The sequence below is a fragment of the Novipirellula sp. genome (genome assembly GCF_041583735.1).
Classification (GTDB): Bacteria; Planctomycetota; Planctomycetia; order Pirellulales; family Pirellulaceae; genus Novipirellula.
In genome coordinates this window covers 1-12,924 of record NZ_JBFHFD010000214.1, presented here as the reverse complement: position 1 = coordinate 12,924, position 12,924 = coordinate 1, and the positions used below count along the sequence as shown (strand labels likewise).

At 56.1% G+C, this 12,924-nt stretch carries 11 protein-coding genes; 4 read left to right on the top strand and 7 right to left on the bottom strand.

The features are described 5' to 3' along the window. Positions 1 to 54: 54 nt before the first annotated feature. Positions 55 to 669, bottom strand: coding sequence for a UbiX family flavin prenyltransferase (locus tag ABX962_RS16850; RefSeq protein ID WP_372721208.1), 615 nt, complete (start codon positions 667 to 669; stop codon positions 55 to 57). A 104-nt stretch (positions 670 to 773) separates the two neighbouring features. Further along, entirely contained in the window at positions 774 to 1,562 is a 789-nt protein-coding gene (gene ubiE, locus ABX962_RS16845) for a bifunctional demethylmenaquinone methyltransferase/2-methoxy-6-polyprenyl-1,4-benzoquinol methylase UbiE (RefSeq protein WP_372721206.1), read from the bottom strand. 333 nt (positions 1,563 to 1,895) lie between these two features. On the opposite strand from ubiE, the gene ABX962_RS16840 reads away from it, so the two are divergent. Beyond that, a complete protein-coding gene (locus tag ABX962_RS16840; protein WP_372721205.1) occupies positions 1,896 to 2,582 on the top strand; it encodes an HAD family hydrolase in 687 nt (228 codons plus the stop codon). A gap of 198 nt (positions 2,583 to 2,780) precedes the next feature. On the opposite strand, the gene ABX962_RS16835 is transcribed toward ABX962_RS16840, so the two are convergent. The 4 genes from ABX962_RS16835 to ABX962_RS16820 form a co-directional block, all read right to left on the bottom strand. Continuing rightward, positions 2,781 to 4,571: an outer membrane protein assembly factor gene (locus ABX962_RS16835; protein ID WP_372721204.1), complete on the bottom strand. Its 1,791-nt coding sequence runs from the start codon at positions 4,569 to 4,571 to the stop codon at positions 2,781 to 2,783. Beyond that, the gene (locus tag ABX962_RS16830; RefSeq protein ID WP_372721203.1) at positions 4,561 to 5,997 is read right to left on the bottom strand and encodes an outer membrane protein assembly factor; all 1,437 of its coding nucleotides are present in this window, start codon (positions 5,995 to 5,997) and stop codon (positions 4,561 to 4,563) included. The genes ABX962_RS16835 and ABX962_RS16830 overlap by 11 nt, the downstream gene beginning before the upstream one ends. A gap of 416 nt (positions 5,998 to 6,413) precedes the next feature. After that, on the bottom strand, positions 6,414 to 7,586 hold the full coding sequence (locus ABX962_RS16825; protein WP_372721202.1) for a 3-dehydroquinate synthase: 1,173 nt from the start codon (positions 7,584 to 7,586) through the stop codon (positions 6,414 to 6,416). 95 nt (positions 7,587 to 7,681) lie between these two features. After that, entirely contained in the window at positions 7,682 to 8,542 is an 861-nt protein-coding gene (locus tag ABX962_RS16820; RefSeq protein WP_372721207.1) for an alpha/beta hydrolase, read from the bottom strand. Between the two features lie 438 nt (positions 8,543 to 8,980). On the opposite strand from ABX962_RS16820, the gene ABX962_RS16815 reads away from it, so the two are divergent. Both ABX962_RS16815 and ABX962_RS16810 read left to right on the top strand, forming a co-directional pair. Next, the gene (locus tag ABX962_RS16815) at positions 8,981 to 10,018 is read left to right on the top strand and encodes an aldo/keto reductase (protein ID WP_372721201.1); all 1,038 of its coding nucleotides are present in this window, start codon (positions 8,981 to 8,983) and stop codon (positions 10,016 to 10,018) included. 122 nt (positions 10,019 to 10,140) lie between these two features. Beyond that, a complete protein-coding gene (locus ABX962_RS16810; RefSeq protein ID WP_372721200.1) occupies positions 10,141 to 10,713 on the top strand; it encodes a hypothetical protein in 573 nt (190 codons plus the stop codon). Here the strand turns inward: ABX962_RS16810 and ABX962_RS16805 are convergent. Next, a complete protein-coding gene (locus ABX962_RS16805) occupies positions 10,680 to 11,930 on the bottom strand; it encodes a guanine deaminase (protein ID WP_372721199.1) in 1,251 nt (416 codons plus the stop codon). The genes ABX962_RS16810 and ABX962_RS16805 overlap by 34 nt on opposite strands. 395 nt (positions 11,931 to 12,325) lie before the next feature. On the opposite strand from ABX962_RS16805, the gene ABX962_RS16800 reads away from it, so the two are divergent. Beyond that, the gene (locus ABX962_RS16800) at positions 12,326 to 12,742 is read left to right on the top strand and encodes an Hpt domain-containing protein (protein ID WP_372721198.1); all 417 of its coding nucleotides are present in this window, start codon (positions 12,326 to 12,328) and stop codon (positions 12,740 to 12,742) included. Positions 12,743 to 12,924 lie beyond the last annotated feature (182 nt).

Sequence of the window (12,924 nt, the reverse complement as noted above, 5' to 3'; positions counted from 1 at the left end):
GCAATGCGAAAACGGTGTGGCTAAATCGAATCAGTCCGAGCCAATGGGAGAGGTTCATGATTCCCCCCACCGCTGGATCAGCGAATTGTCGACTCCGATTTGGTCCATGATCCGGCTGACGATAAAATCGACCAATGAATCCAGCGACTCGACGCCGTGGTACCAACCGGGCATCGCGGGCAAGATCACCGCGCCGGCTGCCGCCAAGCGGTGCATGTTTTCGAGCTGCAATACACTGAGCGGTGTTTCTCGCGGCACAAGGACCAGTTTTCGGTGTTCTTTCAAATGCACCTCTGCCGCACGCTGGATCAAATTCGATCCAGCCGCACGAGCGATCCCGCTGAGTGTGCTGCCGCTGCAGGGACAGACCACCATCGCTTGCGTTCGAAACGATCCGCTGGCGATCGGGGTGAAGTAGTCGTCATAGCGGTGGTAATGGATTCGCGACAGCACGCTTGCATCGGGGGCCTCGATCACCGCAGTGGACCAAGCAGGGGTAAGTGTCAACAGACCCGCGACATCGGCGTTATGGATATCGATCGTGGTGTCGAGTTCCTGCTTGATTACCGCCGCACCACTGGGGCTGATCGTGACGTGCACCTCGTAGCCAGCGCGGGCCAGGATCTGCAGCAATCGGACGCCGTAGATCGCCCCACTCGCACCGGTCATCGCCAGCACCACGGGGCCTCGATTTTTTGAATCATGATTCTGGGGATCTTGATCCGGATTCGATGCCGTGTCGCTCGCTGTCGTTTTGCCCGCCAACGTTTCGCTCACTCGGTCGACTCCCCCGTCGTTGGTTTGGTGCCTTGGTAGATCGTGGCGACGCCGAACGTCATCGGCGTGAACCGGACATCGGTCAATCCAGCGGCGGTCATGCGATCGGCAAGTACTTGGCCATCCGGGAATTGACCCACCGATTCGGGTAGGTATTTGTAGGCCGATTTGTCGTTGCGAGCGAACAGTTGTCCGATCCGAGGCAGCACGTTGCGGAAGTAGAATCCATAGGCTTGGCGGAGTCCGATCAGCCGAGGTTGGGAAAATTCCAACACCACGACTTGGCCGCCGGGGGTGCAGACACGAGTCATCTCGCGAAGTCCTTGGTCGGTATCGGTCACATTCCTTAGTCCGAAGGCGACCGTGACACACTGGAAGCGGTTTTCGGGAAACGGCAGCGATTGTGAATCGGCCTCGATAAACTCGATCGATTCGCTGGTGGTCCCGGCACGTCGCTTGCGAATAGCGATTTCGAGCATCGCATGACAGAAATCACTTCCGACGACACGAACGTTTTTGGGAGCTTTTTTGGCGATCGCGATCGCGAGGTCGCCGGTGCCAGTGCAGGTATCCAGGACGGGGGCGGCCGAATCGAGTTTCAGAATCCGCACGGTTCGCCACCGCCAATAGCGGTCGATGCTGAGCGACAGCAGGTGATTCATCGCGTCATAGCGAGGTGCGATTTGACGAAACATTTCCCGTACACGCGAACCGCTCTTGTCAACCAGCGGGGACGCAGCATCGGAATCTGCGGCGGGAGTTATTTCGTGTTCGGTGACGACCATCGATAGTCCAACGGTTTTCGTTTGAGGGTAAAGTGTCGTAAGGTTAATCTGCAGCAAGGAAACGGTGAAGCCCGACGGGTTTCAGAGGGGCTGCCTACGATTATCCCTCGGCTTTCCAAGCCGTCGGCGGTAGCCGGCTCTAGGTGGGGGCCGTTGTGTTCAAAATGGACGGTGCAAGTTTCAGGTCTCTAGCCCTCCCTGGCCGCTTCCAGCGTCCGCCCCTCCGGGAGGGAGGGCGAATGTTGGTTTGACCTGTTAGAAAGACCGTAAGGCAGCGGAACTGTATAACTGTGCTGCGACCGTTTTCCCCAAGAATCCGAGTTTTTCAATCCGATGCGAACCCTGCTCTTCGATATCGATGGAACGTTGTTGTTGACAAACCGCGGGGGGCAAGGAGCGTTGGAATTGGCACTCCAGCAGGAATTCGACTTGCCCAACGCCACCGCGGACGTGGATTATGCCGGACGGACCGACCGAGGGATTTTGGATGAATTGCTCGTTTTGAACGGTTTAGAGCCTACCGAGTCAAATCGAGAACGGTTGCAGAATCGTTATATCTCGCTGCTACCGCAGATGTTACAGCAGCGAGGCGGCACGGTGTTGCCCGGGGTAGTCGAGTTGTTGGAGCGGTTGGCGAACGACGCGCGAGTGTGCGTCAGCGTAATGACGGGCAATCTTGTTGAGACGGCGCACCACAAACTCGATCATTTCGGTTTGCGGCACTATGTTCGTTGGATCGTCGGTGGCGATAGCGATCTGCACCGCGACGATTTGGCTCGCCGGGCACGTGAAGTGATCCGCAGCGAGGCGGGCGAGCAGGCGTGTGAGCGGATCATGGTGATCGGCGATACCCCGGCCGATATCCGTTGTGGGCATGCAATCGGCGCCGCAGTGGTCGCAGTTTGCACCGGCGGCTATTCTCGTGAGATGCTGGAAATCGAAAAGCCACTGTTGGTCGTCGACGATTTGTCCGACCTCGTGAAACTGTTGCCGATCTTGGTCGGTGAAGGTGTGGGGTAGGCGTAGCGAAAGAAGTGACAAATCCATCTTTACCTCCCTTGTGGGGAGGTCAGAGTCGGCGGTAGCCGGCTCACCGGTGGGGGCCGTTGTGTTAGGAGTGGATCGTGCAAGTTCAAGGTTTCTAGCCCTCCCCGGCCGCTTCCTGCGGCCGACCCTCCCGAAGGGAGAGTAAATGCTGCTCCTCCGCTCTCTTTGCCGTTAGCGGATCAGACTCATGTAGAAGCTGAAGACCTTGGTATCGTCGGTCGGCGCTTTGCTGACGGGGTAGGCAAAGTCGAATGCTAAGGGGGCGGGGCCGAGCATTGGAATCGCAACGCGAAGACCGGCACCCGGGGCGACGCGGAACGACTCGCTGTTTAGTTCGATGTCGGATTCGACCGTTCCAAAGTCAACAAACGCTACCCCTTTGAACGCGTCGTCGGCAGTAATTGGGAACATGTACTCGACAGTGTTGAGGAATTTGAACCGTCCCCCGACTTCGACATTCCCGCTCGGACTGGTCACAACCGGGCTGGCACCGCGGAAATCAAAACCACGCATGGTGGCGTAACCACCCGCGAAAAAGTTCTCGAACAGCGGTGTGTTGTCGCCGCTGAAGCCAAGTTGGTTCGAGTACGACAGCGTTTGCTTTCCACTGCCGTCGGCACGCTGCGCCAACAACCAATACTTGCGGTATTCGGTTTCGATGCGAGCGTAATCAAAATCGCCAAAGGCTTCTTCGAAACTGAACTCGAAATAATGTCCTTGGCTCGATTGAATCGGGCTGTCACGGGTGTCGTGTTTTAACGACAGCGTGCCTGAATACAATTCGTTGCGTCCAACGTTGTCATGTAATACCGCTTCCAGCGGTGCAATTCCACGCACTCGAGGGTTCGTGATATCGACACTCTGGCCACTGATACCAAGCGAAACCGAAAGGTCGGGCGTGATCCGATAACCGAAACTCAAGCGTCCGCCGAGTCGTTCTTCGTCCCAATCGTTGAAACGCCGGTCGACCAAAAAACCGCTCACTGACATGCTGACCGGTTTGTAGCCGAACAAGTTGGGGTCGGCAAAGTTGATCGTGTAGCGGTCGAAATCGCTACCTGGGGCCGCTTCGATACGAAACGTTTGCCCGGCACCACGAAATGCGGTTCCACTAAACAAGTCTTGAAACGAACGTGGCCATCGCATGATGTCAAAGTTACGTTCATCAACCGTGATTTGACCGGTCACTCCGGCATCGCTGTTGACGGCACCGCCCAGCATGATGCGTCCGGTTCGTGCCGGGAATCCATTGATGATCAAGTCGGCTTCGCGGACCGTGGGCATCGGGACACTCGACGGGGCGCCGCCATACGGATCGGCTCCATATGGCAGTAGCGTGCCGCTGTCAGGATAGCCTGCACCAGGAAACGTGTTCGAGGGAGGTGCAAAGGTCGAATCGGGATACGCGGGGGCGTTGTACTGAGACGGAGGGTACTGAGTCGGAGGTGTACTCGTCGCGGGGGCACCGTAGACGCTGCCACCGCTATAATTTTGCGATGGACTGGAAAGCGATGGTGGAGCCGAGTAGCTGCTGGGAGGTTGATAATTGTTGGGTGCTGTATAACCACTCGAAGGCGGCGTGTACGGCGGCGTACTGGGGTATTGCCGCGCGACATAGCGATCGCTTTCCGATTGCACGGGGATCGGTTCATTTGCTGTAGGTGCTGAAGCAAACTGAGTCGCCAGCGCGGATGGGGGCTCGGTTGCCGATGCATTCGCGGAACGATTCACCGCAGAATGGGGCGATACCGACGCAGCCGCAGTCGCAGCCGCGGTCGCAGAACGCGGTGCCAGTGGATTGGCGGCCCACGGTGCTTGCGTCGCGAGTTGGTTACAACCGGTGAACGACGTCGCCAACGCGACGACACCGATCGAGCACGCAATGTTTCGTGCGGTTATTTCAATCGTGTGCATCATGCGGACGGCTTCATCGGAAGAGTGCTGTACAAACTTAGTAGACATCGTCGACCTCGCGATCAGTCGGAATGACCTTGATGTCAGGGGGATCGGCGATCTGTGGATTGGTTTCTAGCAATTGACTGCGTTCAATGCGACGTCGATTTAGTTCTAGCTCGCGACGGTCAATGATGTCTCCTTCGCGGAGATCGACCATATTGAGCATTGTGGATTCACGCATCAGGTGCGGTTCGCCTTCGATGTTGACCAAGATGCGACCGACTTTCCAAATATCGCCTTCGGTCACGTCGTAGACCAAGTCGACGGTGTTCGCTTCGTCTCGCATTACCGTTTTCGGTTCGACTTCGGCATAGATGAACCCGAGTTCGCCATAGCCGTAGGTGATCTCGCCGATATCGCGACGCATCAAGGTGCCATCGAACATGTCACCGGCTTTTAGTTCCAATCGGTTACGAAGCGATTCTTCGGTAATAAATTGGTTGCCCACAATTTTGACATCGTTGACTTTGAACCGAGGTCCTTCGTTCACGACAAAGGTGACGTACAACCATTTGCCGGATTCGTCGTAGTGCAGTCGTCGACCGACGGTGGCGGTCAAGAAACCTAGGTTGTGGTAGTACGTAGCCAGCACGTTGACATCGTTGTCGATGGTGGCAAGGTTGGCGGTGTTGCCGATGTAGGACAATACACCCGCAGTCGGCCCACGGCTGGTGATGATCTTTTTCAGTCGTGCTTCATTGACGATCGTGTTGCCTTTGATCGTGATGTCGGCAATCCGTTCTTTGGGGCCTTCGTTGATGCGGAAGATCACCACGCCTGGGTCGGTTCCGAAACCAATTTGTGCATCCACGGCGACCTGATTGAAACCTTCTTCGAGGTAGTAGTCGATGATGCGGCGGCGAGCGGATTCGACCGAAAATTCGCTCAAGGGATCGTTGGCTTGGACCCCGGCACGATTGCGAATTTCGCGATTGTTGAACGCGCGATGACCGTGAAAGACAACCTTGGTGATAACGGGGCGTTCGTGAACGAAATAGGTGACTGCGACTCCTTCAGGGCGTTCGTCAAGCTTGAAAGTGACGTGATCAAACGAGCCCATGTCGTTCAGACGTCGCACGTCGCCGAGCACGGTTTCGTAATCGTAGAAGCGATCTTTTCGGGTTTCGATCTTCTGCATGATCAAGTGGGTGCCGATCGCTTTGTTGCCACGCACGGTGACGTCTAAAACGATCGCGTCCCCTTTTTCGCGATGGATCGCCAGCCCATCACGGCTGCGAACATGGTCACGAAATTTGGGACGTGTATCGGGCCCGGGAGCACTTGGGCCGCCTTGGCCACCACCAAATCCGCCTCCGCCACCCATCTGCGCATTCGCCATCGTTGGCGAAAGAGCAAACGTGATCAGCAGGGTCAGCGAAACAGAATGGGCGGCACTACAGCACAGAGCGCGTCGAGTCGTTCGAGCAGTCATTCGGTTCGTAGTCCGTCGTGTCATACAGTGAGGTATCCCGCTGGGGGAAAAACCGATTCATCCTTGAATTCGGTCGCAAACGGGGCAGAGGAATCGTCATGGATCGACGATTTACCACCTATTTGCGATATCAATGTTGGTAACTACCAACGCTGACGCTCTCACGACAAGGCAGATTTGGAACTAATTCGGAGTGTTTTTGCGACGAATACCTTCCGAAGCGATAGTGATGACGACTTTGGGCAGAGCAATTTTACCTCCCCTTTGGGGAGGTCAGAGTCGGCGGTAGCCGACTCACCGGTGGGGCTCGCTGTGTTGAGGTGGAAGGTTCGAGCGAGAATTCACCAGCCCTCCCCGACCGCTTTCAGCGGCCGACCCTCCCGGAGGGAGGGTCGATTTGTATCCGCCACGTCGTCCTAGTTAGCAGGAATGGCCTTGTTTTTGGCTATCTTGCCTAATGTCTCAATCGCCGTCTTCATGGCGAGGGGGTCGATTTCGTGCACATTGATCGAGTCGCCGATCCCACGAAGCATCGTAATCGTCAATCGGCCGCCGAGATGTTGGCGGAACTCTTCGAGCCCCTGCATCAATCGGTCCACCGGTTCGAGACAGGGATGCCACAGTTGAATGCCTAGGTCATGCAAGCATTGCACAGCCATCTCCGCATCCTGGCGTGGCAGCCCAAATTTGAGCGATGAGTACAAGCAATCGATTGCCACGCCGATCGCGACCGCTTCGCCGTGACGAATTTGATAGCGTGAGAGCGTCTCGAGTTTATGCGCCGACCAGTGACCGAAGTCCAACGGGCGAGCTTCGAGCATCTCGAAGGGATCGCCTCCTTCGGTAATGTGACGCATATGGAGCACACAAGAACGGTGGATCGCTCGCCGCGATAATTCAGGATCTCGCGCGGAAATCTGCGACGCGTGTTCGGCCAACCAGTGGAATTCGTCTGCGTCTTTCAGTAGCGAAACTTTCACTGCTTCGCTCAGTCCGCTACAGAATTCTCGATCCGGCAACGTTTCCAACAAGGCGGAATCGTTAACGACCGCCCACGGCACCGCAAACGTGCCGATCCAATTCTTTTTGTCGAAATAGTTGATTGCGTTTTTGACTCCGACACCCGAATCGGCCTGCGCCAGTGTGGTGGTGGGCAGACGCACGAGCCGGATCCCGCGGTGGGCGATCGCGGCGGCATAGCCCACCGCGTCCAACATCGCTCCGCCGCCGATGGCGATGACGTAGCTGCGGCGATCAAGATTCAGGTCGTGAATCAGGCCCAATATTTCTTCGACCGCGGTTTGCGTGTTTTTGATCGGTTCGCCGCCATCCACGATGATCGTGGGGGACGTCAACTCGATCGAGGCCTCGCCGCGGAGTTGCGATTCGATCCGGGCAACACGGTCGCTCGATTGAGCCACCGCTCGTTCGGCGATTAACAGCACGCGCGCGCCCCCGTTGTCTCCGCCGTCCAGCAAATCGACTAATACCGAAAAATCATCGCCCGCGACATCGTCCGTGACCCGCAATCGATGGACGAAGGAGGCGGTGAAAGGGATGTCGGTCGAATTGGAAAGACGATTCAGCATGGATATTTTTGAAGGGTTGCTTTTGCGAATTGCACGCGGCGGACATCATTCATCAGTGGCAGAACGGTCGGAACGGAGAAGATCCGAGTCCTAGCTCAATACTCGTACGTTTCCTCTTTCCAATCTCGCCATAGCCAACGCAGCGAATCAGGAAAAATTGCACCGCCATGTTTTCCATTATGCGCCTCGGTGCCAAAAACCAGTTTGTAGTCGTAATCTTTGAACGCTAACGCCTTGGCCATTTGACGATTGGCCAAGGGCCAGTTTCCGAATTGATTGTCGAGATCGTTCTCGCCATCTTGTAGGAATACACGAATCGGCTTCTTGTCCGCTTTGCGAATCATTGGCGGATAATTGTGACCGCCGCGAAGATCGACGAAGCTGCCGATGTGGCTAAGTACTTTTTGAAATTGATCGGGGCGATGCCACGCGACGCTGAAGGCACAGATACCGCCTGAGCTGTTGCCGCAAATGGCTCGCATTTTTGGGTTTTTCGAGATTCGGTAGTCTTTTTCGACTTCAGGAAGAATCTCGGAGAGCAGGAATTCCGCGTAATCGCCGCTGACCGTGTCATACTCGAAACTGCGGTTGCTCGGCCGGGGGCTCCAGCCACGTTTCTCTGCGAGTTCGCCTTTATGGCCAGGATCGATCATGACGGCGATCGTCACCGGCATGTCTCCTTTGGCAATCAGGTTGTCAAACACAACCGGAACGCGGAAATCTCCCTTATTTCCTTCGAAGGCGTGTCCGTCTTGGAAAACCATTAACGCGGCGGAAGTTTTGCCATCGTACTGCGCTGGGACGTACACGCTGTAGCGTCGCCGTGTGCCCTCGAACACCTTGCTTGAATCCCAAACATGTTGGGTCACTTTGCCATGCGGTACCGCGTCGTTGGGTTGCGAGTCGGGGCCGTGTTGGTAGTCCTCGGCAGTCACAGGCTGGGCACCGAGAACCATTGACAATGCAACGGGGGTGACCAAATAGGCCGCAAAAGCGGCGACAGCGGACAACGAACGAAACGCACGCATAAGGCAGACTCGATAGGCAAAGGAGGGAATGTTGGGGGGAGGGACGCCGAGACGCCAGTTGCTATTTTAGCAGCTCAGAACCGTTTTTTCGCGTGGGCATGACATGAAAAGGACTTTCGCTTCTGCTTCGCCAGCCTGAAGGCAAGTCTGTGAAGCATTTTTCCATAACCCGAATGCGTAAGCGAGGGACTCTTGTACCAGCGCCGGTCCCTCGCTTACGCGTTCGGGTTGTGATGACATGGCAAAACACGACTCAGAAGTGCTTCACAGCGTTGCCGCTAAGGGCGTAGTTTGGCTGCTCGAGGGCGTGCTCTCGCGAACATCAACATTCACCCTCTCTCTCCCTTCCTCTTTGAACCGATCGTGATGCAAAAAAAACGTTTAGGAAGTAGCGGTGTCGTCGTTAGCGATATTTGTATGGGAACGATGACCTTTGGTAGCCAATGTGACGAAAAATCCGGTCATGCGATCTGTGACTTGGCCTTTGAATCCGGAATCGACTTTTTTGATGCTGCCGAGATCTACCCGGTGCCCCCCAACAAAGACACCGTGGGGGTGACCGAAGAAATATTCGGACGCTGGTTGAAAACCAAGCCGCGTGAGTCGGTGGTGGTGGCCACCAAAATCACCGGGCCAGCCCATGGTTGGTTTTGCCCCCCCGTCCGCCATGGAAAAACGTCGATCGATCGGCACCAAATTTTGCGGGCTTGTGATGCTTCGCTTCGCCGCTTGGGGACCGATTACATCGATCTGTATCAAATCCATTGGCCGGATCACGGGATGCCGTACGAAGAGGTCTTGGGGGCGCTGACTGAACTACGTGATGCGGGCAAGGTTCGCGTGATCGGATGCAGCAACGAGACGAGTTGGGGGGTGATGAAAAGTTTGTGGACCGCCGACGTCCAGGGGCTCGATCGCTATGAAACCGTGCAAAATAACTTCAGTTTGATCAATCGCCGCTGCGAAAGTGAACTGGCTCAGGTGTTGCGAAAAGAGAAACTGAGCTTGCTGCCCTACTCGCCGCTTGGTGGCGGAGTTTTGACGGGCAAATACAACGTCACGCCTCCACCGGGCGCCCGTTTTACCGAGTATTTGCTCAACGGCGAACAGCGGCAACGCAAAATGGCGGAGCGTTTTGTCAACGATCGCACGATCGAAACCACGCGGCGAATGGAAGAGATCGCCAAGTCGATTGGTACGACTGTCACGGCACTGGCCGTCGCATGGAGCCGCCAGCACGACTTTGTCGCTTCGACCATCATCGGGGCGACCAGCACCGAACAGTTGCTTGAATCGCTGACGGCTCGTGATGTGGTGCTAGACAGTGAAACATTGGCCCGTATCGATCAAGTCGACGTCGAGATCCCGACGCCAATGACCGAAGACGGGTTGCGACGGTTGTAGCGATCGCGAGGGTGAGGGGCTCTGTGAGACGTGGCATTCACCGAAATTTCTTGCTGAAGAACGCTTTTTTTTCTCGCATTGCAAAAACGTGAACTATTTTGGCGTTCATGAAGAACGTCGTCATGGTCCTAATGAATCTCGTGATTGCGAGCCAATGTGGTGCAGCCGATTGGTTGACACTGCCGGGCAAATTCTCGCATGATCCGATCACTGCACAGCGGGTGGATCAATTCCAGCCCACTGCGGCGCCGACGGTTCCAGAGGTCGCGAATTTTAAGACCAGCGGTTACACGCACGTTCGCAGCCGTTTGAATTACGGCCAATCCTCGGACAACTATCACCGCGTCGAGACTTGGGGTGATGCCGTTCGCCCCTATGGTGAATGGCAGTTGCCGTATCGGCCGTATAGTGTGCCCTATGCCGCTTGGGGAGCCCCGTTCGCTGGGCTGAACATCACCCCCTTTGGCACCCCCTTTGGCTACGGTGCACCCGTTGGCTACGGCGCTGGCGGAGCTTACGGTGCTGGTGGCAACGGATTCGGTCCCCAAGGCAACGGGCAATTCGGACGTGGCCGGTACGACAACGGGCAATCTAAAAACGCTCCCGCTGGAAATGGTTACGATGGGCATGCTCCCCACGACCCCAACCGCCACCGTTCCGGTTATCCGCCCCAGACCGACTGGCCTCGCAGGTAGGTTTGTTTGACCCAGCGGTCATCCCACGCGAACATCAATTGTGACAAGGGATCGATGACCGAATCATGTCCTTGCATTTGAGTGGTAACGTCGGGCTGGATCACGACGACGTCCGCACGGCATCCCTGGCGAAGTTGACCGACATCATCCCAGCCCAGCGCGTCTGCGGCTCCGGCGGTGATGTCGTACCACGCGGATGCGGCGGTGAGATGTGTGTTGCCAAGCGATGCCGCGGTTTCGATCGCCGCGCGAGCCACGCTCACCATACTGCGCTCGTAACCCGCACCGATATCGCTGCCCAGCACCACGTTGACCTGTGCCTGATCGAGGGCTTGCCGGTTCATTTTTCCCGAACCTAGAAATTGGTTGGCCGTGGGGCAATGAGCAATGACCGCACCGTGCGTCGCGAGGGTTTGTCGATCGAGTGCATCCAGGTGTATTCCGTGTCCCAAGATCGTCCGTGGTGTCAACAATTTGGCCTGTTGGTAAACGTCGACGTAGCGAGCGGAATCAAAGAGTTCGGCAACACTCGCACATTCTTGTTCGGTTTCCGCCAAATGAGTTTGAATCGCAGCCGTTTGCTGGGCGGCCAAAACACCGGCCGATTCCAGCAGTTGTGGCGAACACGTGATCGCAAATCGCGGTGTCACGGCGGCTGCCATTTCCGCGGTGGATGGAAAACGATTGAGCGTCTCGGCGGCCTCGTCAATCAATTGATTGGTTTCGCGGCAGAGATCCGACGGAGCGTTGCGGTCCATCAACACTTGCCCAATGTGCCCTCGAAATCCCATTTGGGATGCCACCTCCAACGCCGCTATTGCCGAATCGTGATGGACCGTCGTGTAGCCGCAGAAGCTGGTGGTTCCGAATGACAACAATTGAGTGAGTACCGATCGAGTGGTCTCGCGGGCAAAATTTTCATCCTGCCAACTTCGCTCGGCTGGAAACGTGACTTGATCGAGCCATTTCAATAGCGGCAAACCATGGGCACCAATGATGCCAAATTGGGACAGGTGCAGATGGGCGTCGATGAAACCAGGACAGACGATTTGCTCGCCTGGGGTGAGGGGACGGAAACCATCCGTCGTGGTGATCGCATCCTCTTCGAGAATGACATCTTTGATTCGCCCGTCACTGATTCGAATGGTTCCCGGTCGCAGCGTCATTTGTCGCGTGGTGGAATCGGCAACCAGTAGTCTTCCGGCGATTGTGGTCATGAAGTTTGCCAAGGAGGTGTTTGATCGTCGTGCAATTTGGCCGACCGCCCGTCGGGATCATCACGTTTTGGGAACGGAACGTCGACCTTTGTCGATGGTTTTTCAAGGGTCTGATTCTGAATTTCAACCCGACGCAAGCGATTGGATGAGTCGTAATGCGGGGATCCAATTCGCAGTGCGAGGCCAGCAAAATGCAGCGAATGGAACGGGATATGCTCTTTCTAGTGGGCTGGCACGGAACTGGGCTGGCACGGAACGCTGGGGATGTGGGGGCCAGTTTTTTGGTTTTAGGTCTCGACACAATGTAGCTGGCATGAAGCTCGGGCTGTGCCGCTACGAAAAAAAAGGGCATGGGGCGAAGCCACCGGTCGAGTGAATTTGATAGGGAAACTTTCGTGAAAGTTCGATCCAATATGGTTCAAAAGCATACATCCGCAGCCGATCGTCGCAGTCAAGTTCCTACGCAGCTGAATCCATGTAAAGCATCGGTTTTTGCCGAGGCACTCGGGCGGCTCGGAGGGGATGAAGAATTGTTGCGCGAGCTCGCTGCCATTTTGGTGGATGACGTTCCGCCGCTGGTCCAAGGGGTTCAAAGTGCGATCCAGGCCGGCGACTTCGGCGAGGCCCATCGCGATGCGCATGCCCTAAAAGGGTTGGTGGTCACGTTTGACGAACGGGGATGTGGGTTGATGATCAGCGAGTTGATGACGGCGCTGAAAGAGAATAATTCACAAGAAATTCATCGTCTCTGTCATAGCTGTATCGAAGCGGTTGAGAATTTGCGGTTGAACTGCAAGCGTCTGCTCGATTGACCCGACGTGGTGCCCGAAGGACCCGGTGTGATGCCCGAAGGACACGGTGTCTGCTGAAATGACACGAGCCAGCCGCTCGCGAACCACTCGACGACCTCACGCGTATCTCATCGGTGCGTCGGCTCGGTTCCCCACTGCGGTTCAATTGGTTTTATGGACGATCTTTTTCAGGCGATTCTGGT